The organism is Arsenicibacter sp. R0_47 (assembly GCF_057652235.1).
This window is the reverse complement of record NZ_JBYFCJ010000038.1, coordinates 19,812-42,908: the sequence shown is the minus strand read 5'-3', so window position 1 is coordinate 42,908 and position 23,097 is coordinate 19,812. Positions and strand designations below refer to the sequence as shown.

Genomic DNA, 23,097 nt, shown 5'->3' with positions numbered 1-23,097 from the left:
CTGATCAGCGCTTTGTGGACCATTCTATCGCCTGTAGAGGCACAAACCGTTAAACAGGTACGCGTGAATGGAAGCAGCTATAATGCCGGTTCCGGTGCCGATCTGCCGGTAAAAGTATCGTTTGGCGAAGGAAAAAAACGCACAAAACTCGGCGAAAGCAATGAAAAAGGCCGCTTCGATTTCAGGGTGCCATCCAGTGCAAACACCCTTATTTTTGACGCAAAAGGCTATCATACCATGACGATACCGGTGCATTTTGTCGGCGTCATCGATCCCGAGTATGTGTTTAACATGATCATTCCGATGCGGTCGAAAGATACCACAGCCGTCAGACCGACGAACCAGTTGTACATGGGATTCCACCGGAAGGATACAACCAATATTACCTACGAACTCCAGTACGGCAAAGAGCTGTCGCACGTCACTAAATTTACGTCGAAGCAGTTTAAGGGAGCGTCCAGCTTTCTGCTGCGCGATGCCCGTCCCGGGGAATATACCATTGCTGCCTGTACCGCCGATGGTTTTCTGTTGTTTCAGGAACGTTTTATAGTCGGGCCGGGCGTTAATTTTAAAGCCCTGGCGGTGAAAGGGATGGTGTACCGGAAGCCGGAAGTCGAGGAAAAGACGCCCCCGCCAACCGACGTTCAGGTGATCTATTTTGACCAGAGCAGCTACGACTTACGGGCCGACAACAAACCACCGCTGGACGTTATTGCCGGTTCCCTGCAAAAACACCCTGACTGGAAAATCCGGATTACGGGCTATACCGACAACGTTGGTCCGCGTCAGCCGAACATGGTGCTGTCGGAGTACCGGGCCAAAATTGTGGCCGGTTACCTGCGCATGAAGGGCATTCCGGAGCAGCAGATGGAGGTTATCTGGAAAGGCCCCGACAAGGCCGCCGCGCCGAACGATGACGAAACAAACAAGGAAAAGAACCGCCGCGTCGAGGTGCAGCTGCTGAGTCTTTGACATCTGACTACTTCATTTGCCGGTTAATGAGTTGCTCCGTCAGCCGGATAAGGACACTATCGCTTTTCGGGTATTGTTTCTCCAGCACATTGGAACCGTACCGGATAACTGAATCCGTTTTCCGGTCGAATACAACACTGGTATTGATTAGATAGCCTGTCTGATCCGGGCCGGTTGTGCCAAGATGAACCAGGCCGAAAGCAACATCGGCATCAGACTGGTTCAGCAGCTTCTTCACGGCAGAGGGCAGGGGAATGCCACGGATGTGCCCTTGTTTATCGATGGCTCCGAACACCGTAAACAACTCTGACCATAGCGAATCACGGGTAGCCGGGTCAGGTTTCGCAAGTATTGTTTTGTATCGGGCGGTTAATGTTCTTTCTGTTAATTGATTGAACAATAGTTCTTTTTGCTGAGAAAGAGTTGTGTCAACAGTTGTTTCCTGTTGTTGCGGGTTATGTTGCTTTATCTGAACATACACAGGAAAGAGAAGAACTGTTGCCGAAGGATTCACCGGTTTGCCGGTCCGGAAAGCGTGTTGACAGCTGTTAAGACAAATTAGTGAAAAGAGAAGCAGGGTAATTTTCGGCATATGGGTTTTTACATAGATGATGCACGTGCCAACCAAATTTCACAACCCTAAAAAATACCGCTAAACGGAACTGAGCGAACGCAGAATTGTTGACTAAATAACCCCTGACGATTCAGGTGCCCTGGTTTATCTGCAATTTACTGCCGGACTGCCGGCTTCTCTGGAATGGCTGACCCCTACGCTGCGTTACGAATACCCGATTTCCGTTTTTTTGTGGCCAACAGTTTTCTCATCACCGCTACCTTGCTGATGCAGGAGGTGATTCTGGGTTACGAACTGTATAAACTTACGCACGAACCGCTTGCGCTCGGCCTCGTCGGGCTGGCCGAAGCGGTGCCGTTTATTGCAATCTCGCTCTTTGGCGGTCACCTCGCCGACCGGCGCAACAAACGCCGGATTCTGCAACAAAGCCTTCTGGTGATCATGCTGGGATCGGTCATTCTGTACCTAGTATTTCAGCCGTCGGTGGTCGGGCAGATGAGTCAGACCGCGCAGCTGGGCATTATTTACGGGGTGCTGATGCTGATCGGAGCCGCCAAAGGCTTTTATTCGCCGGCCAGCTCATCGCTGAAACCGTTCTTGGTTCCCCGCGAACTTTACCCTAACTCATCGACCTGGAGCAGTTCGTTCTGGCAGGCGGGGGCCATCATTGGCCCGGGCATCGCCGGTTTTCTGTACAACTGGCTGGGCCTCGACCATACGCTGATTGTCATCATCGCCCTGTTTGTGGTCTGCTACATCCTGCTGTCGATGATCAAATCAAAGCCTGTGCCGACACCGGTGGATGGCGCATCGGTCAGTTTGTGGGAGAGCCTGAAAGAAGGATTTGACTTTGTGTTTAAAACCAAGATCGTATTTTATTCCATTTCGCTCGATCTGGCAGCGGTTTTGTTCGGTGGGGTAGTCGCCATTCTGCCGGTGTTTGCCGAAGATATTCTGAAGGTCGGCGCCGAAGGGCTGGGTTTCCTGCGGGCCGCACCGTCGGTCGGGGCGGTGCTGACAATGATCTTCATGACCCGTTTCCCACCCATCAACAATGCCTGGCGGAACATGCTGCTGGCGGTGCTGGGCTTCGGACTTTCTACGTTGATTTTTGCCATGTCGACCAACTTCTACCTGTCGTTATTGATGCTGGCGCTGACGGGTGCGTTCGATAGTGTGAGTGTGATCATCCGGCAGACGATTCTACAGATCTTTCCGCCCGATCACCTGCGGGGCCGGGTAGCGGCCGTAAACGGCATTTTTGTAAGTTCGTCCAACGAGATCGGCGCGTTTGAGTCGGGCCTGCTGGCGAGTGCCATGGGGGCAGTGCCATCGGTCGTGCTGGGCGGTTGCCTGACGCTGGTGGTCGTGACCTACGTTTATCTGCGGTCGAAAGAACTGCTGTCGGTGCGGTTGTGAAAAATGCGGATAAAAGACCTTCCTGGAAGTTTAGACCTTCCAGGAAGGTCTTTTATTTACGGACAAGCCGTCCCCGTAACCACATAGGTTATGATATCGGTACTGGTTTTCCCGCAGGCATTGGTGGCGCTGGCCGTAAAAGTATAAGTCCCTGGCTGTTTGATACCGGAAGCAGCGAAGGAATAGGTGCCTGTGCGACGGTAAACCGTACTGAATACATAGTTATCAGGACCAGTAATGACAAATGAACTGCCCGTTCCCTGCCCCTGAATATTGACCGAGCAGTTGCCTGGTCCTAACACGGTTACCACCGTTGCTGAAATAGCTTTTGCAATCGGGTCTGCACAGCTTACCGAAAGTGGCTGCGTTGCTACACCTACACAACCATTCCGGGTTCCAGTCACCGAATAGACCGTCGTCGAAACCGGCGAAACGGTGATCGGGTTTGCTGTCGAACTCGTACTCCACGTATAGCTATCGGCTCCAGAAGCGGTCAGGGTAGCGCTTTGTCCCCCGGATAATACGGTCGCTGATGCACCAACCGAGACGGTCGGCGAGTCCTTAGCCGAAATGGTGGCGGTAGTTGTTCCGGTACAGGTACCGTCATTGACGGTCAGGCTAATCACCGTACTACTGGTCGGGGTGAAAATTGTTGTTTCGCCGGTGCTGCCCGTCGACCAGTTGAATAGTAAGGATGGTGCGGCAAAAGTGGTAGCTACCCGTGGCGACAATCCGCCCGGCAGGCCAGTTGCCGTCAGGGTAACACTTTTACCGGCGCAGACGGTCAGAGCTGGTAAGGCAGAGATACTGGCCGTGGGCAAACTGCGGGCATCGAAATATACTGATGTAACAGCACTACAGCTGGATGCCGTTGTGCCGGTAACAGAATAGGTATTGGTTAGGCTGACGCTGATGGCGGCGGTTGTTTCTCCTGTACTCCAGCGGTAAGACCCGCCTGCACCCACGCCGCTGGCCGTTAGGGTAAGGGTATTGCCGGCACAGACGGTCAGTGCAGGCGATGCATACGGGCTGATGGTAATTGTAGGGGTAAGCGTATTTCCGTAAACAGTGGTTGTTGCCGTGGTCGAACAGCCGTTTCCGGTAGCGATCACCGAATATACGCCCGAAACACTAACCACGCGGGTGGCCGCCGTTGAGTTGTCATTCCAGGTATAGCCGCTGCTGCCGCTGGCGGTCAGCGTGACGCTCGGCTGACCACAGGTAATCGTAGCTGAGGGAGCCGCCGTAATGCTGACGGACGAGACTGATTTTACGGTGAGGCTGGTATTGATCGGCAGCGACGTACAAACCCCATCGTTGACCGTCAGGCTGATGACCGAATTGCTCGTTGGTGTAAAAATGGTTGAGGCTGTATTGCTGCCCGTCGTCCAGCTGTAGGAAACAGGCGGTGGGGCTTTTGTCGTAGCAATCCGCGCCGGTGTCCCTCCGATAGTGGCAGTCAGCGTAACACTCTGACCCTCGCAGACGGTCAGGCTGGGCAAGGCCGAAACCGTAGCCGTTGGCCGGTTGTACCGGGTGACGTTCACGGTGGCGGTTGCTGTACAGCCTGTAGGCGTCGTAATCGTTAAGGAGTAGGGTTGACTTATACTGACAATGATTGAGGCACTCGTATCACCTGTTTCCCATTGATAGGTGCCGCCACCCGACGCAGTAAGCGTCAGGCTGCTGCCTTCGCAAAAGGTGAGGTTTGTGTTCGGCGAAATACTGGCGGTTGGATTATCCACATTGAAGCTGACAGTACTGGTGCTGACCGGGCTGCCGCCCGAGCCCGTAACGGTGACCGTGAAGGTTTTGAGCCCCGACGTCAGGGCATTCACAGTGATAGTGCTGGTATTATTAGCGCCACTAATGGATGCGCCGGAGGGGGCATTCCAGAGATAGGTATATGGTGTTGATCCGCCCGTCGCCGTTACGGAAAGCGTGGCCGAGCTATTTATGCAGACAGAAGCTTTTGATGCTTTCGTTACAAGCGCAATGCCTGCCGGAGGCAGAATGGTAAATGGAGTGGTGCTGACGATTGTCGAAGTTCCGTTTAAAATGAATACGTTAATTTTTCGGTTGTTTCCGGCAGAACCCGATTCAAACGTAGCAACGATTGTACCACTGGTTACACCTGATCCCAGTGCCAGCTGGTTACCCGAAGGGCCGAAGTCCTGATTGCTATAGCCACCATCTCCGTCTATATCAAAGCCATAGCTGGTGTTTTCTCCTAAGTTTGTTACGGTAACGGTTACGCTTTGTCCTTCGGTGTAGTTCGGGGAGGCAGGGAAAATGGAAATGCCTGGACAGGTGTTGTTTACGCAAAACGGGGAAGAACCGGTGCAGGAATACTGACTGGCATCTGCAATCCAGCCGGTCAGGGGAACCTGGTTAGACGTTGACTTATTATAAAACGCCGGTACTGCCCCGCCAAAGTAGACAAACCACTTATTTTCTGTTTTGTCGAATACAAAACTCATTTGTGTTAACCCGAGGTCTTGAGTGGTTACGTTCCCGTCATAAATTGGCTTTGTCGGATCATCTTGCGACATTCCGGAATAAGAAAGGGAAAATGTTCCGGTGAGACACGCCCCCGAAACGGTAAGGGATGATGGAAAACTCTGTGCATTGACCATGTGCGCAAGGCATAGCATAAAACATACAGCTATCAACGAACGGAAGTAATCGCGCAACCTGTAATCGTTAGTCATAAGCGTAGTGTATAGAATTTGTTTTTGTTAATTGGTATGTGTGAAATAACCAAAAGGCAATAATTTACCTTTTGGTTAAATATGTCCTAAAAGTGTTACTACTTTTGATGATTTGCAACAAATACACATATAGAATTATGAAAAAAAAGGATTCGTGGCCTGATAAATAATAGATTGCAGATCAGGTAGTTATGTCAGGATAGCTGTAAGCGTCTGTATACCAGTTATTTTGTTAGTTATAAGCTTACAATTTTAATAGTAGTATGGCGTGGCCGAAGAGACGGGAATTTATATAAAAAGTATTGGAAATACGATTGGTAAGTGCACGCTTACGGGATATATAAAAATCAAAAAAGCGCTAACCCGGGGGGATAGCGCTTTTTCGTACCGTACCGGATTAAGCTTGACCATGCGGAGATGAGTGCTGAAGTTCGCGGATGAAGGCATCGACATTCACGTCCTGATTCAGCAGGACGCGGGTGTTAAAGACCTCCCAGAATAGCTCGTCAGAAAGTTGATAATTGGTTTGGAGCCGGATCATGTCCCGGATGCTTTGTTTGAGTTCCCGCGTAGCTAAGGGTGCGGAAACCAGTACATTGTGTTGAGAGTTCATGAGTTGACTAAGTTTTTTATCACGCATTGAACATTCTCATTATCAAATTGTTTGCCAGTTTTTTGTGCCTGTTGTCTCCATCTTCGAATAATGATAAACTACCCTCTGATCCCGGTTAATTAACTAACATTCGCACAGATAATTTGCAAGCATTTTTAATCTCTGCTTGTTTTGCGGAAAACTAAGCAGTACAAAAAATGCGAACAAAATACCTCATCTTGTGGACCCTGATGGGCATGGCCTGTCTCATGGCCGAAGCAAAGCCAAAGCCCAAAAAACTGGTAAAAGTCTGGGAAACAGATACTACGCTTCGGGTTCCGGAGTCCGTACTCTACGACAAACGCAGCAAAATCCTGTACGTAGCCAACATCGACGGCAAAGCTGATGCCCTGGATGGCAGCGGTTTCATCTCAAAAGTATCGCTGGATGGTAAGATCCAGAACCTCCGCTGGACATCGGGGCTTAACGCACCGAAAGGCATGGGTATCTACAAAAACATGCTGTATGTTACCGATATCTACCGGCTCGTGGCCATCAACCTGGAAACCGGTCAGGCCGAGAAGACGTGGGATGCGCCCGATCCGAAAAACGCGTTCCTGAACGATGTGACCATAACAAACGACGGAACGGTATATGTCTCCGACAACCGCTTCGACAAAATCTACCGCCTGAAAGACGGCAAGTGGGAGGTCTGGATGCAGGGCGAAGAACTGAACCGGCCAAACGGCTTGCTGGCCGTGAAAAAGAACCGGCTGATGGTCGGGTCAACAAAGATCGGGGCCCTGCGGGTACTGGACACGGAGACCAAAACCTTCATGACCATTGCCGATGGTATGGCGAATACCGATGGGATCGTGACGGATGGAAAAGACTATTTTGTCTCAGACTGGAGCGGACAGATTTTCTTCGTAACTGCGGAAGGCAATAAGGAGCAATTGCTGGATACCCGCGAACAGAAAGGCAACTGCGCCGATATTGAATACGTCGCCAAAGAGAAACTGATCATTGTGCCGACGTTTCTGAAAAATAAGCTGGTGGCCTACCGCGTCGAATAGCGCAATCATACCGATGTATGAGGGTAGTCATATATATGGCCCTGCCGGTGCTGTACTTTTGCTTCATCACAAGACAACACAGTACGGCCATGATTACCCAAACGACAACATCATATGCTCACGAAACCGAAACCGGTTTCATGGCAAAATATCATACATTTATTGAGAAAGCAGAGTTCACACGTACAGGCTGGGCGGCAACCGCGATGATGATTCAGGGTTGCATTTTATCGCCTGCTCTTCTGCTGTCGATGTCCTACCTTGGCGGTGGCGACTGGCAGTTCCTGGCGTCGATGCTTGGTTTCCTGACGGTACTGGTACCGATCCTGGGAGCCTTGCCAGTGAAATACATCGTGCCGGCCTTCGGGTTTAGCCTGACGCTGCACGTGCTCATCATTCTCAGTAATCTGCTCTTATAGGTTGAGGCTTACATGGAGAATAAGATAAAGCCCGGTCGATGACCGGGCTTTACTTTTTTGGTTTCGGGATGACGGCTTTAACCTTCCAGGAAGTTTTGAACTTCCTGGAAGGTTAAAGCCGTCATCCCGAAATTGACTTACGCCAGCAGCGCTGCCGTTGCCTGACTGATCCGGTCCATACCGAAACCAGCCATAGCCGTATCCATCTGCTCGACAATCAGGTCATTCCCTAAGTTGCCGATGCTGCCCTCGTGCGAATGCTTCAGCTCGCGGGAGGCTTTATAGGAACCTTCATTAATTTCTTTTCCGACAATCCGGTAGGCCTCGCGGAACGGTACACCCTGCAACACCAGTTCGTTGACCCGTTCTACACTGAACAGCAGGTCATATTTTTCGTCGGCCAGCAGGTTTGGTTTTACCTGAATGTTTTCGAGCGTAAAAGCCAGAATCTGCAGGCAGTCCAGTATCTCATCGAAGGCCGGCATCAGCACTTCTTTCAGAATCTGCATGTCGCGGTGATAGCCCGAGGGCAGGTTACTCATCACCATGGTGATCTCCATCGGCAGGGCTTTCAGGCGGTTGCTTTTGGCCCGCAGCAGCTCGGCGACATCCGGATTTTTCTTGTGCGGCATGATGCTCGACCCCGTTGTCAGGGCATCGGGCAGGGTCAGGAACCCGAAATTCTGGCTGTTATACAGGCAGATGTCCATCGCCAGCCGGGAAACCGTAGCAGCAATGGCGGCAATGGCATTCAGGGCAGTTTGCTCGGTTTTACCGCGGCTCATCTGGGCGTAGACCACATTGACGTGCATGCCCTCAAAGCCAAGCAGCTGGGTGGTCAGTGTCCGGTTGAGCGGGAACGAGGACCCATAGCCCGCCCCGGAACCCAGCGGATTGCGGTTGGCCAGCCGGAACGCCATCTGGAGTGTCAGCATGTCGTCGGCGAGGGCTTCGGCATAGGCCCCGAACCATAACCCGAACGACGATGGCATGGCAATCTGCAGGTGGGTATAGCCTGGCAACAGGTCGTTTTTGTGCTGCTCCGACCGCGCAATCAGCTGATCGAATACCAGGCGGGTGGCTTCGGCAACCGTCCAGAGCTGTGCGCGGGTATATAGTTTCAGGTCAACGAGGACCTGATCATTACGCGACCGGCCGCTGTGAATTTTCTTGCCAACATCCCCCAGCTTGCGGGTCAGCATCAGCTCTACCTGCGAGTGCACGTCTTCAATGCCGTCTTCGATGGTAAAGTTGCCTGCTTCGATGTCGGCGTAGATCGTTTTCAGTTCTGCCCGCAGTTGGGTCAGGTCATCGGCCGTCAGCAGACCAATGGTTTCGAGCATGGTCGCATGGGCGAGGTTCCCCAATACGTCGAACGGGGCGAGGTAAACGTCCAGTTCGCGGTCCCGGCCAACGGTAAACCGGTCAATTTTGGCGGCTGCTTCGGACGGTTCAGCCCCGAATCCTTCTTTTTGCCAGAGTTTCAAAGTAATGTATGTATGTTAACAATCTAGCTGCAAAGGTAGGGATTCTGATAACGAAAAGGGCGAACCGACTGATCAGTTCGCCCTTTTCTTCCGTTTACCGGCCGGAATTAATGGTCCAGCCGGACTTCCATTTGTTTTGGATCTTCCGAATCGCCGGTTGAGCGGCCGGCCGGCTGCGGAAGCGGCCGTTTGGCATCGGCCGGATGAATTTCGTCTTTACGACGCGTCATGTACGTATAAATCGCCGGAACGACGTAGAGCGTCAGCACCAGGGAGAACAACAGCCCGCCCACGATCACAATACCGAGCGGCATCCGGCTTTTAGAAGCCGCACCCAGAGCAAGGGCAAGCGGCAGGGCACCAAAAGCCGCCACGAGGGTTGTCATCAGAATCGGACGCAGACGCATGGCTGCCGCTTCTACGGCGGCATCGTACTTGTTCCTGCCTTCCTTGCGCTGTTCGTTGGCAAACTCCACGATGAGGATACCGTTTTTGGTAACCAGACCCACCAGCATGATGATACCGATCTGGCTGAAGATGTTCAGCGTCTGCCCGAATAACCACAGCGACAGCACCGCACCGGCAATCGCCAGCGGCACCGTAATCATGATGATAAACGGATCGACAAAGCTGTCAAACTGCGCCGCCAGAATGAGGTAAACCAGAATGAGCGCGAGGCCGAAGGCAAACAACGTGTTCGATGAGCTTTCGGCATAGTCACGCGACGGGCCCGAAAGCGCCGTCTGGAACGTATCGTCGAGGGTCCGGGCAGCAATGGCCTGCATGGCTGCTACCCCGTCGCCGATGGTTTTGCCGGGGGCCAGACCGGCTGAGATCGTCGCCGATTTAAACCGGTTGTAGTGATAAACCTGCGGCGGTGAACTGACTTCCTGAAACTTCACCAGGTTGTCGAGCTGAATCAGCTGCCCCTGATTGTTCCGGACGTAGAATGCCGCCAGATCGACCGGTTCGTCGCGGTTGGCGCGGTCTACCTGACCTACCACCTGATATTGCTTCCCGTTCATGAGGAAGTAAGCCAGACGGCGGTTACTGAGTGCTAACTGAAGTGTATTCGACACGTCGAGGACCGAAAGACCCAGACTGGTGGCTTTCTCCCGGTCAATCGTAATATTTAATTCAGGCTTGTTGAATTTGAGGTCAACGTCGGGGTTCTGGAACGTCGGATCTTTCCGGACTTCATCCATAAATACCGGCAGTTTTTCCCGTAGTTTTTCAAAATTCAGGTTCTGGAGGACAAACTGAACCGGCTGACCACCACCGCGGCCCACCTGAATGGTTTGTTCCTGAGTCGGGAACATCCGGGCATCACTGATCTTCCGCAGGTTGGCCGTCAGGAAGTCGGCAATCTGCTGCTGGGACCGTTTACGCTCGGATGGCTCCGACATGTTAATGAAAATAAAGCCGGAGTTTACCGCGCCGCCGCCCGAGAAGCCCGGCGCCACCACACTGAAGGTCAGCTTTGTTTCCGGAATCGAGTCGAGAACCAGCTGGGTAACGCGTTCGGTGATGTTGGCCATGGCGTCAAAACTTGTTCCTTCCGGAGCCGTAATCGGCACCCGCAGACGACCACGGTCTTCCAGCGGTGCCAGCTCGGATTTCAGCATGCCGCCGACACCGACAATGATCGCAATACAAACCCCGATCATCGCCAGTGACCAGCCCCGCGATTTCATGAAACTGCTCAGAGAACTCCGGTAGCTGCTGTCCAGCCATTGGAAGAACGGCTCGGTTTTCTTGTAAAACCATGAATCTTTACCGTGGTTTTTGCTGGTCAGCTTCACGCTCAGAACCGGTGTCAGGGTCAGGGAAACGAAAGCCGAAATCAATACCGCACCGGCAACGACAATACCGAATTCGCGGAACAGACGGCCCACGAACCCTTGCAGGAAGATGATCGGCAGGAACACCACCGCCAGCGTAATCGACGTGGCAATAACGGCGAAGAAGATCTCATCCGAGCCTTCCTTAGCCGCCTGTTCGGTGTCCATGCCCTGCTCAATTTTCTTGAAGATATTCTCCGTCACCACAATACCGTCATCCACCACCAGACCCGTTGCCAGTACGATACCTAACAGTGTTAACACGTTGATACTGAAGTCGGCAATGTACATGATGAAAAACGCACCGATGAGCGACACCGGAATGTCAATGAGCGGTCGGAACGCAATCAGCCAGTCACGGAAGAAGAAGTAAATAACCAGTACCACGAGCACAAACGAAAGCAGCAGGGTTTCGCCCACTTCTTCGATGGCTTTCCGGATAAACGTACTGCGGTCAATCCCGATACTCACCTGAATATCGTCGGGCAGTTCTTTTTTGAGCTGCTCATACCGCTTGTAGAACTCGTTGGCAATATCAACGTAGTTGGCACCCGGTTGCGGAATAAGCACCAGAATTACCCCCTGTATCCCGTTTTGCTTCGACTGGGTCTCTTCGTTTTCCGGCCCCAGAATGGCATTCCCGATATCCTTAAAGCGGACGATCTGACCCGACGTCTGGCGGACAATCAGGTTATTGAAATCGTCTTCGGTCAGCAGCCGGCCGACCGACTTAACGGTCAGTTCGGTATTGTTGCCGTAGATTTTACCGCTTGGCAACTCTACGTTCTGCCGCGACAACGCCTGTTCAATATCCTGAATCGTCATATTGTAGGCGGCCAGTTTCAGCGGATCAATCCACAGACGCATGGCAAAGCGTTTCTGCCCGTAAATGTTTACCTGGCTAACGCCCGGAATGGTCTGCAACCGTTCCTGCAACACGTTTTCGGCGTAGTCGGACAGCTGCATAATGTTGCGGCTCGTACTTTGCACCGGCATAAACACGATAGGGTCGGAGTTGGCATCGGCCTTGGTGACGACAGGCGGGGCATCAATGTCCTGCGGAAGCTGACGCTGCGCCTGTGATACCTTATCCCGTACGTCGTTGGCGGCCCGCTCAAGGTCAGCACCGAGTTCGAATTCGACGGTGATTGAACTAACCCCCAGCGAACTTTGCGACGAGATATTACGGATCCCTTCAATACTGTTGAGCGATTTTTCAATCGGCTCCGTAATCTGGGATTCAATGATTTCGGGGTTGGCCCCCGTATAGCTTGTCCGGACGGAAATAATCGGCGGATCAATGGCCGGATACTCCCGGACGCCCAGGAACGTAAAGCCAATGACACCGAACAGAACGATGACGATTGACATCACCATCGCGAAGACCGGCCGGTTCAGACTTAGTGAGGAAAGACTCATAACTTAGTTGATCTACGTTGTCAATAGCGGCAGTTTTCTGTCCGCTTACGCCCTAAAGCTTTGCCTGTTTTGTATCGGCGGCCGGTACACTGTCCGGTTGCGACGGTTTTGCGCTGCCGGGCTGTTCAATCGGTTTGATACTTTGCAGGGTTACCACACGGCTGACCTTCACATCACCGTCCGGTTTGAGGAACAGCAAGCCGGTGGTTGCCACCGTATCACCGACCTGAATACCCGATAAAATCTGGATTGTACTGGCCGAGCGGATGCCGGTGGTTACGTCTTTAAATACGGCCTTACCGTTTTTCACCAGTACCACCTGCTTACTGCGGGTTTGCGGAATGACGGCCTGAGTCGGCACAATCATGCCGCTTTCGTTCTGAATGGTCAGTGTTACCTTGGCAAACGAGCCCGGACGCAGCTGAGCGCCGGTATTATTTACGCGGGCGCGGATGCGGAGGTTACGGGTCGCTTCTTCGACAGACGGCTCGAGCGCATACACCTGACCGGAAAACGGTTTGCTGTAGGCATCGACTGTAAACCGCACGTCGCTGCCCTGACGAATCGACACCCCGTATTTTTCGGGAACCGAGAAATCAAGTTTCAGCGAAGAGGTCTGCTGCAGGCGGGCGATCAGCGTGTTCGGTGTTACATAGGCACCTAAGCTGACATTCCGCAGACCGATGACACCCGAAAACGGTGCCCGGATTTCGGTCCGGCGGAGGTTTGCCTTAACCACTTCGATATCGGCAAGGGCACTTTTGAGGTTCGTCACAACGATATCGTATTCCTGCTGGCTGATACCGCCGCGGGCCAGCAACTGCTTGTTCCGGTCTTCGGTCCGGCGGGCGTTTTCTTCCTGTACCAATAACCGCTGTAGCTGGGCTTTCAGGTCGGCGTCATAGAGTTTGACCAGCAGCGTACCGGCGGCAACCGGTTGTCCTTCGCGGATATTCAGCTGGGTAATCCGGCCTGATACTTCCGGAAAAATATCAACCTGCTCGTTCGCGAGCAGAGAGCCCGTCGCTACAACTTCTTCCTTCAGGGCCTGTTTGATAACAATAAAGCCGTTGACAGATGTAGGTCCACCGCCACCGGGGCCGCCTTTTCCTTTTCCGTCACCGCCTTTTCCGCCTTCTGCTGCCTTCCCTTCGGGGCCTTTCTCTGATCCTTTCTTAAAATACTTGTTGTACACAAAAAGCCCGCCGACGATCACAACGACAAGGCCTATAGCAGTCCATCTTTTCACGTTTATGCTGGAAACGATTCGTTAACTGAGTGCTAAACCGGAAAATCAACGCTTTGTTCAGGCCGGTAGCCGGAGCGTTTTACAAGCCGGAAAACACTATTTCACCAATAATTAAACGGAAAGTTATCCTTTATTCCCCGACGTAGACAAACGTGGCATAGTGAGAATATACTAACGGGGTGTTTTCATAGATGGAATAGAACCACAAATCGACCGGAAACGGGCCGCAAAACCGATGCTGACGGAGGTAGTTATTCGCAGTTACAAAAACAGATGAAGGGAGACTAATTGGCTGAATAATGCAACAGATAGGCAATGAGGCGTTCAAACTGCAGCTGTTCGTGGGGGTTCTGTGTCTGTCGCTGCAATTCGAGCCGGTACCGGTCAATCAGCCCGTCGAAGTGGGGATTGTGGTTGAGGTGTGCCGCAATGAGTCCTTTATAACAGCGATGCGTCTGGTTGTAGAGAAACTTGCAGGGCTGATCGGGCTGGCTGTTCAGCAGCGTGTCGATGGCATCAATACGCCCGTGTTTGTCGAGAAAAGCAAAGCCATCCTTCCGGAAAAACGATTCAACGTCGCGGCAAAGTGTTTCTGTCGATTCATCCGGTTTGAGTTTGTAGCGGAAATAAGGCGTGTCTCTGAATTTGCCGAGGGCAACAATTGTCGTGTTGGCATGGTCGCGGAATTCCGGGGTATTCCGCAGAAACTGTTGGGCAATCTGTTCGATCTGCTGGTTGCGGGTACCGAACAAAATATCTACCCAAATTTCATCCTGGTAAAAAGAAGGAGAAAAAATGACGTTTTGAAAGCCTGTAGGCGTAATTTTGCGAAATTGTTTTTGGTCAGCCAGTAACAAATAGTGGTGATCAGCAAAGAATTGCGACAAATGCCGGAAGAGGTTGGTTTCGAACGGGGTGTTCATGGTTGGCATAAGCGTACTTGTTTTGCACAGACTGATGAAATGACAAATTAACTCACTAACAAAAAATAAGTTTGCACAATCCCGCAATGCCTATCGTACGACACCTTTACATTTTTCTTATTTTGCTGGTTGGTCTTTCATCATCGTCCCTGGCACAGCTGGGACCAAGCCATCCGACCCAAACTATCCGCGGGCATGTGCTGGATGCTGATACGGAAAAGCCGCTGCCCGGTGCGGGCCTGCAGATCGAAGATGCCACCCAGGTGTATAACCTGACGACTGAAACTGACGGCAGTTACCGGATGCCGAAGCTGCCTGTCGGGCGCTACCAGCTTACCTGCCGTTTTGTGGGGTATGAAACACAGATTATTCAGGAAATTCTGCTCGAATCGGGTAAGGAGCAGATCATTGATGTCCGGCTGAAGCCAGGGAGTGAAATCCTGGCCGAAACGGTAGTGAAAGGGAACCGCCCCGATAATACTATCAGCAGCATTCAATCCATTTCGACGGAGCAGATTCTGCGGTTTGCCGCAACATACCTTGACCCGGCACGGCTGGCGACCTCCTTCCCCGGCGTGGTCAATACCAACGATCAGGCCAATAACCTGTCGGTGCGGGGCAACTCGCCGGCCGGCACCATCTGGCGGCTCGAAGGCGTTGAGATCGTAAACCCGAATCACCTCAGCAACGCCGGTACCATCGGCGACCGGCCCACGTCGTCGGGGGGCGGGGTAAATATCCTGAGTGCCCAGCTGCTGGGAGCCACGCGCTTTCTGTCGGGTGCTTTTTCGCCGGAATACGGCAACACCATCGGCGGTATTCTGGACATGCGGTTCCGGACCGGCAACAATGAGAAACACGAATTTACGGCCCAGGCGGGGCTGATCGGCCTTGATCTGGCCGCTGAAGGGCCGCTCAATAAAACCAGAGGCTCGTCCTACCTGGTCAACTACCGCTACTCATTTACGGGTCTGCTTGGTCTGATGGGGGTATCCTTCGGCGGCGAGACTATCAAATTTCAGGACTTGTCGTTTAACCTGACGCAACCGCTGAAAAAAGGCGGGACGCTGACCTTTTTCGGGATGGCCGGCAACAGCAGCAACGATTTCAAAGCCCCTGAAGACCCCGCCGAACGACTGGCCGACAAGGACCGCTACAATATTTATTTCAGCTCACGGATGCTGGCCACCGGCCTGACCTACAGCCGCGCGCTGAATGACCGCTATTCGATCAAAGTATCCGCAGTGGCATCGGCCAATACCAACAACCGATTCCAGTCGCCGGCAGAGGCGATGGCGGTGAATCTGCCGGCCTACGTGCGCGACCGCTCGACCAATGGCCGCGCCACCATTCATGCCGCCCTGACGCGCCGGATTACCGATCAGCGCCGGTTACAGACAGGCCTGTACCTGACACGCTGGTACGGATCGGCCGGTTTGTGGCAGAGCCAGACCGCATTTACCCCGCCGCCACGGCAGGGGCGGGTGCAGGAGGGCGTCTTACAGGCATGGCTGATTCAGCCTTACGCCAACTATCAGTGGACGCCGAACGAAGCGGTGATGATTAATGCCGGTCTGCACGCCAACCTCTTTACCCTGAACAGCAAAAGCCTGTCGCTGGAGCCACGGCTGTCGGCCCGCTTTGCGCCCAATGCGGTGAATACGCTGACTTTTGCGTACGGTCTGCACAGCCAGACGCAGCAGCCCATGACCTACATTGCGGCCAAAGGCTCACCGCTGGACGCCGTTAATGGGATCAGTAATACCGGCCTTGGCTTCACCAAAGCCCATCACGCCGTGGCGGGCTATACCCGTGCGCTGACCGAAACCTCATCCCTGAAGGCGGAAGTCTATTACCAGTATCTGTTTAAGGTGCCAGTTTCGGTAAATGCCGGCAGTGTGACGTCGGCCCTGAATTTTATCGACATCAACGAGTTTGCGGCCCGTCCTGAGCAGCTGGCCAACACCGGCAAAGGCCGGAATATGGGACTGGAACTGACGTATCAGCGGTTCCTGACCAAAGGCTATTACCTGCTGCTGACCGGATCGGTGTATGATTCGAAGTACCAGGCCAACGACGGCGTCTGGCGGAACACGCGTTTCAACGGCCGGCACACGCTCGCCCTGACCGGCGGTAAGGAGTTTACGCGGCTGAAATACGGCAGCACCCGTACGTGGGGTGTCAATGCCAAAATCACACAGCTGGGCGGCTACCTGGACCGCACGATTGATGCGGTTGGCTCAATGAATGCGGGCCGGACCGTATATAAAGGCAATGATTTTGATGTCCGTCTGCCGGATTATTTCCGTGCCGATGTGCGGGTTTACTGGCGGAAGAGCAAGCCGAAATACAGCCGGACCTTATCGCTTGATTTGCTGAATGCTACGGGGGCGAAGAATGCCGCGTACAGCTATTTTGATGCGTTGCAGGGCAAGGTTGTGCAGCAATACCAGCTTGGTCTGGTGCCGGTACTGAACTACCGGTGGGAGTTTTGAGGCGGGTTGGGATAGTGAAAAACCAAACTTTTTTCAGTACGTTTGCGTTTCTATAGTACACGCATATCTGGGGGCGACCGGAATTGACAGCTTGCAGAGGTCGCGTGTAAGCATGCCGGGAGTGGGCGACAGTTCCCGTCTAAACAAATCGTCGAACAATAACTGGCGAGTATAACTACGCCATGGCAGCTTAATCCCGAGCGGATAGCATAGCCATTGTCTCCCCGGCCTACGTGCTGCTGGCTGGATCAGGAGGCATCGACTCGCAGCGCTGGCCCGGCTAATGGTCTTGACACCGGGTAAGATCCTAAGACCTAAGGTTTCTGGTCGGCCTGACGCGAGCCAGCCTTAAGCCCGACAATCCAATCGCTTCTAAGCATGTAGAAAGCACGACGGGTTCCTTGACTGGACGAGGGTTCAACTCCCTCCGTCTCCACATTCCCAAAGCGCTGTAAGTCAAGTACTTACAGCGCTTCTTTTTATTGTCATAGCAAGTGTGGCAAAAGTGTGGCAAAAAAAAGTGTATCCAACCATGTCACTTTTAGAACTATTCCAATATAAACTACCTGTACTTTCTAAGCCAAAAGACAATATAACACGACCGATTGGTTGATGGAAAACGAACAACTATTTGCTAACCCCAATGACGACAATTGGTTAGAACGGGCAACGCCTGACTCAGGTGGCAGTGTACGGATTTGTATCAAACATGATGATTTATTACCTGGAGACGCTTCACTGGGCTTTTACTACCATACTGTAATCACACTAACAATCAAAATTCAACCTTCCCGCGTACATTATTTTACCGATAGCATCATCCGAAGCGCCTGATTAAACCGGCGGGCGCGGGCCGGCCAGTATTCGACGTTGTACGGGGCCAAAGGCTCTTCATTGATCCGGATAGGGTTGATCCGGATGTAAGCGATCAGGTGCTTGCTGAGCAGGTCAAGATGCCCTGGCGTTAGTTCGGCCTGTACCTGCAACACACCATTCAGCGTGTGCCAGCCCCTCATAACCGGCATATCCAGTATCTGCCCGTTCTCCAGCCGCACCAGCACTCGCGCCGAATCCGGCATGTCGTATTGCTCCCTGTAATTGCGGATGATCTGTAACATGTAGGGCCGGCCTTCCGTTTTGCTGACCGTAACATGGTTCGGAATGATCCGCCGCGACCCTTCCGGCCGTGCCTGTATCACCGACGGAACCGATTCGGGGCTGTAATCATCAACACTATAGGAAGATACCTGACGGGTAAAGGGATCTTCATGGCGGACAAAATAGAAATTCCCGTAATCAGCGCAGCCGGTTAACCATACGCTCAGGGCAATCAAGAGTGGAAAGGTGCGTTTCATAATGTTGTGGTTTGGTGCCTGTAAACTACAGTAGTTTCGACACTTTACCAAAATGAATGTACCGTAAACAGGTTATTAGTTGACTAATTTTCAGACCAAAGACCGGTCTTTAGCGTCGTTGAGGTGATGCGGTTTTCAGTTGTTACGGCCTTAGATCGATCCGTTTATCTTCCTCACGTCGGTTCAGCAGTTTTCCGTCGGGATCAAGAACAGCCGTTTTCGGGGCAAAGCGGACGGGGAAAACGGCGCGGAGCTTACCGGCGGCAGGCCTGAGGACAAACCGCTGCTGTTGTCCGCCGGTACCGGTAAGCAGGACATCAACCGGTTCCCGAAAGGCAATCAGTTTACTTCGTCCATACCCGTCTTCACGGTATTTGTTTACCTGCCCGCTAAGTGCCACCGCATAGGTTCCGTCGGGCCGGCGACGGGCAGTGGCCTTTGTCAGCAGGAGGTCATAGGTGACGATGTCAGTGAACAGCTCGCGGATTTTAGCCCGGTCAGCCGGAGTAGCCTGTGCATAAAAAGCAGCCAGCAAGTCACGGGCTGTCGGCGGGCGGTGTGGCCAGGCATTGGCCGCATAAAATTGCCGTAGCGCCTTATTCAGACGTACTTCCCCCATCTGTTTATACAACTGGTACATGACTACCGCCCCTTTGTCGTACGACAGATAGGTCTTATCGGGGTGCAGACTGACCAGCGGGTCTTCCGGCATGGCATGGCGATTTTGCAGGTACAGGTCCTTGTGGACAGCGACCCGCGCCGGCAAAATGGCTTCGCCGTAGAGGCGCTTATACAGCATCAGTTCGGTATACATGGCCAGCGTTTCGGTCAGGAGGGGGCTGCCCGCCCGTTCATCGGGACTGATCCGTTCATTGCCCCACCACAGGTGCGAAAGCTCATGGGTTACCAGCTCTGTCAGGATGTCGCGTTCGGGCGCTCCGGTCAGCAGATTCTGGTAGCCATAATGTTCGCGGCAAAACAGACTGCCGGGGTAGGCAGTACCTGCAAAGCCCTGCGCTGCATCCGAAATTTCGGCAAACCGGACCGTTTTATGCGGCGACGGCCCGAACGCACTCACATTATAGGCCAGACTCGTGGCGGCAACCCGCAGCAGGTGGTCAATATTACGGCTGTGTTCCGGATGAAAACAGGCTTCAATGGTTGTGCTGCCAACGTTTATATTGCGGATGGCATACCGCGCTGAGGCCACGGCAAACCGGAACGGAATCGGGGTGGTACTGCGGTAATGGAAATAGGTGCGGTTGCCGGTTGTGCGGCGGGAGAGCAGCTCGCCCGGACTGATGACCGTCTGCGGCGCCTCCGTCGAAATCAGGGCATCGTAGCGGATAAATGAATGGTCGGTTGCAGGCGGGGCGTCGAGTGGCTTCAGGGTAACAGGGGGCAAGTGCCGTGACTTCCGTTCGGCCGGGTCGGTAATCTCATTCCCGGATTGATACCCTGGCTGCGGGAAATACCGGCTGATCCGGATAAATGACCCGTTAGCGACAATAGCGTTGAATGCCGCCGGTGCATTAAAGCCGGAATCGCTGTAGGAAAACCGGAAGGTAACCTGTACGGAATCATTGGGCATCAGGGATTTACGCAGCCCGAAAATGGTGTAGCCAAAGGCATTTTCCTGCCGGATCTGCTGCCCGCCGGTGACGCGAATCCCCGCCAGATGTATATCCTGACTACTATTCAGGTACAGGGTATCAATTGGTTTTCCGGTTTTATTCTGTAGCTGGTACGCGCCCCTGACCGTATACCGGCCTTCACCCGGATACAGATCAATGGTGGTCTGAACCGATACAGGGGTTGGCTGCGGGTAGGTTTTCAGAAAGCCATACGTTTGTTCATACGCCTGCTGCCAGTCGAGCCGCTCGCTACGGCTTTTGTGGTCGGTATTCAGGAAAATAAACACGCCAATGCTGAGTGACGCCATTGTCAGACAAACCGGCAGGAGCATGCCCCGAAACGTGATTGTCCGGGGTGAACTGCCGCGAAAAAGCCGTGTAAGCGTAAACAGCAGGAGGGTGATAAATGCCCAGAACACCAGATGATAGCCAAAACCGGTCAGGTTCGGACCAAACCCCGCCATGTCGCTGTACTGGCCCCGAAACGTGTTTGCGAACCGGAGCAACGGATGCCGCAGGCCGAGAACAGCTCCGAGGGTTGTATGCGAGATCAGCAATAGAACACCCGAAACGGCCATCGCCGCATACCGTTGGTTGATTAGCGCCTGCAAACAGATAACGAGTCCGGCGTTCAGCATCAGCGGCATACCAATGAGATAGAACAGCGACGCATAAAGCCCGTGGCAGATGGGGGCGTTGCCTTTTAGCAGCTGGATGCTAACGCCGGTGCCGATACTGATTAGCAGTACTATGCTGATAATCGTGCTGGTTGATAGCCAGCTGGCGGCCAGTCGGACACTGCCGGAAAGCGGTGTGCTGTTTTCAAGCGCATCAAAGCGGGTAGTGTGGCTGCGCCAGTAAACCTCACTGCCGAAGATCAGGAGGGCAAACAGTCCCATCATCGGAAATGCTGATAGTATGTTGTTGACCATGAGGCCGGTAGTGGTAATTTTTTCGGGTAACCGGCTGCTGCCGTCTACATCGCTGAGGGTTTCGATCAGCAGAAAACCGACCCATCCTGGTGTGAGCAGCAGGAACGGAATGCTCCGCACAACGGCGCGTGTATCCGTAACCCACAGCTGCCAGAGGCAATGCAGGTTATAGTTCATTCCATGCGGCCGGGGTAATACAGGCCGGTAGTTCGTTGTTACCGGTAGTTGTTCATCAGCCGCCCGGCGACGGGAGCGGGGCTGGTTATCGGTCGTAAACCGGAACCGATGGTAGGCAATGATGAGCAACAACCCGGAAAGACCCAGCACTGCCAACCGGTTGAGCAGCAGGTTTCCCGTCAGGCTGACCAGCTGATTGTTTCGCTGCCAAGCCGTCCAGTGCTGCGTCTGGGCCAGAAAACCGGCAATCCCGAACGGATCAAGCAGGGCTGCGCGGTGCAGGGTAGCCTGCGGGACGGGCGCGCTGTTGGCAATCAGCGGGGAGTTGGTGTAAAACGAAATGCCCCAGTACAGAAAATACAGAAAAATGCCGGCAACATACACCAGCAGCTTTTGCTGCGTCAGTAACCCGATGCAGCAGGCAAGGGCCGTGCACAGAACAATGTTTGGCAGCAGGAGCAGCCCGAAGGGTGTCAGGTAATTGAGGCTCCTGAACGGGCCGATGTTGTCCGTACTGCCTGCGTTCAGGGCATGCCCTGCCCACAGCCCGGCCAGCAGTACACCATAGCTTGCCAATGTCAGGCCGCAAATTACCGAGAAACGGCTTAGTACGTACGGCATTTTGCGGACCGGGGTGGCAAACAGAATGGCGTCGAAACGGGCATCCTGTTCACGGAAAAGTGATTGGGCACCCAGTAAGGTGGTAGAGAAAATGGCCAGCAGTGAGGTCAGGCCGATGCTATACGTCAGCACATACGTGCCGTTGACGTAGGTATCGGGAAACGGAAAACGGGCGCCGGTACCCATGAAAACCCCAAGCAGGAGATAGGCAGCCAACAACAGCAGAAAACTCTTTTTACGGGCAAAAAATTGCCATTCGAAACGGAGGAAATCAGTAAACATGCTGGTTGGGTTGGTGTAGCTGAATAAAGTAAACATCTTCTAAATCAGGATTTTTCGGCGCGAATCCGGCATCGGGTTGCTGGTCGGCATAGACGCTGATGTGTGGCTTACCGCCGTGGAGCTGGGTAGAAATAACGCGGGCTGTCTGCTGATAAACAGCTAGTTCGCTGGTCTGAACAGGTTTTGTCCACACTTTACCGGTAATAGCGCTCACAAACGCATCGGGATTACCGGCCGCAATCACCGAACCATGCAGCATGATGGCCATGTGGGTGCAGAGGTTACGCACGTCCTCAACCAGATGGGTCGACAGGATAACGATAATCTGCTGCCCGATTTCGCAGAGCAGGTTATTGAAACGGTTACGCTCTTCGGGGTCCAGACCAGCGGTTGGTTCGTCGACAATGATCACCTGCGGATCGCCGAGCAGGGCCTGGGCAATGCCGAACCGTTGCCGCATCCCGCCCGAAAACGCGCTGACAGCTTTGTGGCGGTGTGCATACAGGTTCGTTTTGTCGAGCAAGGCCATAATCTGTTCGTTCCGGCGGCGGCGGTCGCGGATGCCTTTCAGAACGGCCAGGTGATCGAGCAGGGTGTAGGCCGACAAGCCGGGATAGACACCGAAATCCTGCGGCAGATAGCCAAGCTGCTGCTTAATAAATGACGGATCAGCGACCAGATCGACACCGTTGAGGGATATACGTCCCGCGTCCGGTGGTTGCAGGCCGGCCAGCGTACGCATTAGGGTTGACTTCCCGGCACCGTTCGGCCCCAGCAGGCCAAACATACCGTTGGTAAGGGTTAATGTGATGTTATTCAGCGCTTTCGTGCCGTTAGCATACGTCTTCGAGACGTTCTGCAGAAGTAACGTGTTCATCGTTGTTCAGTAATTGTTGGCAATAGCATTCCCCGCAGCCGT

General features: G+C 53.3%; 15 protein-coding genes and 1 other RNA gene. 6 read left to right on the top strand and 10 right to left on the bottom strand.

Annotated elements, in window-relative coordinates; all coding sequences use genetic code 11:
* The first annotated feature begins 12 nt into the window (after positions 1-12).
* A complete protein-coding gene (locus tag AC23NW_RS32560) occupies positions 13-972 on the top strand; it encodes an OmpA family protein (protein ID WP_487454817.1) in 960 nt (319 codons plus the stop codon).
* A gap of 7 nt (positions 973-979) precedes the next feature.
* Here AC23NW_RS32560 and AC23NW_RS32555 read toward each other — a convergent pair whose 3' ends face one another.
* On the bottom strand, positions 980-1,564 hold the full coding sequence (locus tag AC23NW_RS32555; protein ID WP_487454815.1) for a hypothetical protein: 585 nt from the start codon (positions 1,562-1,564) through the stop codon (positions 980-982).
* A gap of 165 nt (positions 1,565-1,729) precedes the next feature.
* Here AC23NW_RS32555 and AC23NW_RS32550 point away from each other — a divergent pair, with 165 nt between their 5' ends.
* Positions 1,730-2,965: an MFS transporter gene (locus AC23NW_RS32550; protein ID WP_487454814.1), complete on the top strand. Its 1,236-nt coding sequence runs from the start codon at positions 1,730-1,732 to the stop codon at positions 2,963-2,965.
* A 56-nt stretch (positions 2,966-3,021) separates the two neighbouring features.
* Here AC23NW_RS32550 and AC23NW_RS32545 read toward each other — a convergent pair whose 3' ends face one another.
* Positions 3,022-5,445: a beta strand repeat-containing protein gene (locus tag AC23NW_RS32545; protein ID WP_487454812.1), complete on the bottom strand. Its 2,424-nt coding sequence runs from the start codon at positions 5,443-5,445 to the stop codon at positions 3,022-3,024.
* Between the two features lie 628 nt (positions 5,446-6,073).
* Positions 6,074-6,289, bottom strand: a complete 216-nt coding sequence (locus tag AC23NW_RS32540) for a hypothetical protein (RefSeq protein WP_293844803.1) — start codon at positions 6,287-6,289, stop codon at positions 6,074-6,076.
* 197 nt (positions 6,290-6,486) lie between these two features.
* Here AC23NW_RS32540 and AC23NW_RS32535 point away from each other — a divergent pair, with 197 nt between their 5' ends.
* Both AC23NW_RS32535 and AC23NW_RS32530 read left to right on the top strand, forming a co-directional pair.
* Positions 6,487-7,344 carry an SMP-30/gluconolactonase/LRE family protein gene (locus tag AC23NW_RS32535; RefSeq protein WP_487454811.1) on the top strand — a complete coding sequence of 286 codons (858 nt, stop codon included), beginning with the start codon at positions 6,487-6,489 and terminating at the stop codon, positions 7,342-7,344.
* Between the two features lie 89 nt (positions 7,345-7,433).
* Positions 7,434-7,763, top strand: a complete 330-nt coding sequence (locus tag AC23NW_RS32530; protein ID WP_293844797.1) for a hypothetical protein — start codon at positions 7,434-7,436, stop codon at positions 7,761-7,763.
* Positions 7,764-7,900: 137 nt separating this feature from the next.
* On the opposite strand, the gene argH is transcribed toward AC23NW_RS32530, so the two are convergent.
* The 4 genes from argH to AC23NW_RS32510 form a co-directional block, all read right to left on the bottom strand.
* Positions 7,901-9,250 carry an argininosuccinate lyase gene (gene argH, locus AC23NW_RS32525; protein WP_487454809.1) on the bottom strand — a complete coding sequence of 450 codons (1,350 nt, stop codon included), beginning with the start codon at positions 9,248-9,250 and terminating at the stop codon, positions 7,901-7,903.
* Positions 9,251-9,357: 107 nt separating this feature from the next.
* Positions 9,358-12,510: an efflux RND transporter permease subunit gene (locus tag AC23NW_RS32520; protein ID WP_293843962.1), complete on the bottom strand. Its 3,153-nt coding sequence runs from the start codon at positions 12,508-12,510 to the stop codon at positions 9,358-9,360.
* A 52-nt stretch (positions 12,511-12,562) separates the two neighbouring features.
* The gene (locus AC23NW_RS32515) at positions 12,563-13,759 is read right to left on the bottom strand and encodes an efflux RND transporter periplasmic adaptor subunit (protein WP_487454807.1); all 1,197 of its coding nucleotides are present in this window, start codon (positions 13,757-13,759) and stop codon (positions 12,563-12,565) included.
* Positions 13,760-14,043: 284 nt separating this feature from the next.
* Entirely contained in the window at positions 14,044-14,691 is a 648-nt protein-coding gene (locus AC23NW_RS32510) for a hypothetical protein (RefSeq protein ID WP_487454806.1), read from the bottom strand.
* A 77-nt stretch (positions 14,692-14,768) separates the two neighbouring features.
* Between AC23NW_RS32510 and AC23NW_RS32505 the strand changes: the two genes are divergently transcribed.
* On the top strand, positions 14,769-17,177 hold the full coding sequence (locus AC23NW_RS32505) for a TonB-dependent receptor (protein ID WP_487454805.1): 2,409 nt from the start codon (positions 14,769-14,771) through the stop codon (positions 17,175-17,177).
* Positions 17,178-17,246: 69 nt separating this feature from the next.
* Positions 17,247-17,616, top strand: a transfer-messenger RNA (tmRNA) gene (gene ssrA, locus AC23NW_RS32500).
* Between the two features lie 361 nt (positions 17,617-17,977).
* Here ssrA and AC23NW_RS32495 read toward each other — a convergent pair.
* The 3 genes from AC23NW_RS32495 to AC23NW_RS32485 all read right to left on the bottom strand — a co-directional run bounded on the left by AC23NW_RS32495 (position 17,978) and on the right by AC23NW_RS32485 (position 23,055).
* Positions 17,978-18,532: a hypothetical protein gene (locus AC23NW_RS32495; RefSeq protein ID WP_487454803.1), complete on the bottom strand. Its 555-nt coding sequence runs from the start codon at positions 18,530-18,532 to the stop codon at positions 17,978-17,980.
* 142 nt (positions 18,533-18,674) lie between these two features.
* Positions 18,675-22,214 (bottom strand): ABC transporter permease/M1 family aminopeptidase, encoded by a 3,540-nt coding sequence (locus AC23NW_RS32490; protein WP_487454801.1) that lies wholly within the window; start codon positions 22,212-22,214, stop codon positions 18,675-18,677.
* Complete coding sequence (locus AC23NW_RS32485) at positions 22,168-23,055, bottom strand: ABC transporter ATP-binding protein (protein ID WP_487454800.1); 888 nt, start codon at positions 23,053-23,055, stop codon at positions 22,168-22,170. The genes AC23NW_RS32490 and AC23NW_RS32485 overlap by 47 nt, the downstream gene beginning before the upstream one ends.
* Positions 23,056-23,097 lie beyond the last annotated feature (42 nt).

Bases quoted from the DNA above. Each gene is read 5' to 3' on its own strand.
- AC23NW_RS32535 (WP_487454811.1), top strand. From the start codon at position 6,487: ATGCGAACAAAATACCTCATCTTGTGGACCCTGATGGGCATGGCCTGT.
- AC23NW_RS32530 (WP_293844797.1), top strand. From the start codon at position 7,434: ATGATTACCCAAACGACAACATCATATGCTCACGAAACCGAAACCGGT.
- AC23NW_RS32490 (WP_487454801.1), bottom strand. From the start codon at position 22,214: ATGTTTACTTTATTCAGCTACACCAACCCAACCAGCATGTTTACTGAT.
- AC23NW_RS32520 (WP_293843962.1), bottom strand. From the start codon at position 12,510: ATGAGTCTTTCCTCACTAAGTCTGAACCGGCCGGTCTTCGCGATGGTG.
- AC23NW_RS32505 (WP_487454805.1), top strand. From the start codon at position 14,769: ATGCCTATCGTACGACACCTTTACATTTTTCTTATTTTGCTGGTTGGT.
- AC23NW_RS32545 (WP_487454812.1), bottom strand. From the start codon at position 5,445: ATGAGTTTTGTATTCGACAAAACAGAAAATAAGTGGTTTGTCTACTTT.
- AC23NW_RS32555 (WP_487454815.1), bottom strand. From the start codon at position 1,564: ATGCCGAAAATTACCCTGCTTCTCTTTTCACTAATTTGTCTTAACAGC.
- AC23NW_RS32495 (WP_487454803.1), bottom strand. From the start codon at position 18,532: ATGAAACGCACCTTTCCACTCTTGATTGCCCTGAGCGTATGGTTAACC.
- AC23NW_RS32550 (WP_487454814.1), top strand. From the start codon at position 1,730: ATGGCTGACCCCTACGCTGCGTTACGAATACCCGATTTCCGTTTTTTT.
- AC23NW_RS32485 (WP_487454800.1), bottom strand. From the start codon at position 23,055: ATGAACACGTTACTTCTGCAGAACGTCTCGAAGACGTATGCTAACGGC.
- AC23NW_RS32510 (WP_487454806.1), bottom strand. From the start codon at position 14,691: ATGCCAACCATGAACACCCCGTTCGAAACCAACCTCTTCCGGCATTTG.
- AC23NW_RS32540 (WP_293844803.1), bottom strand. From the start codon at position 6,289: ATGAACTCTCAACACAATGTACTGGTTTCCGCACCCTTAGCTACGCGG.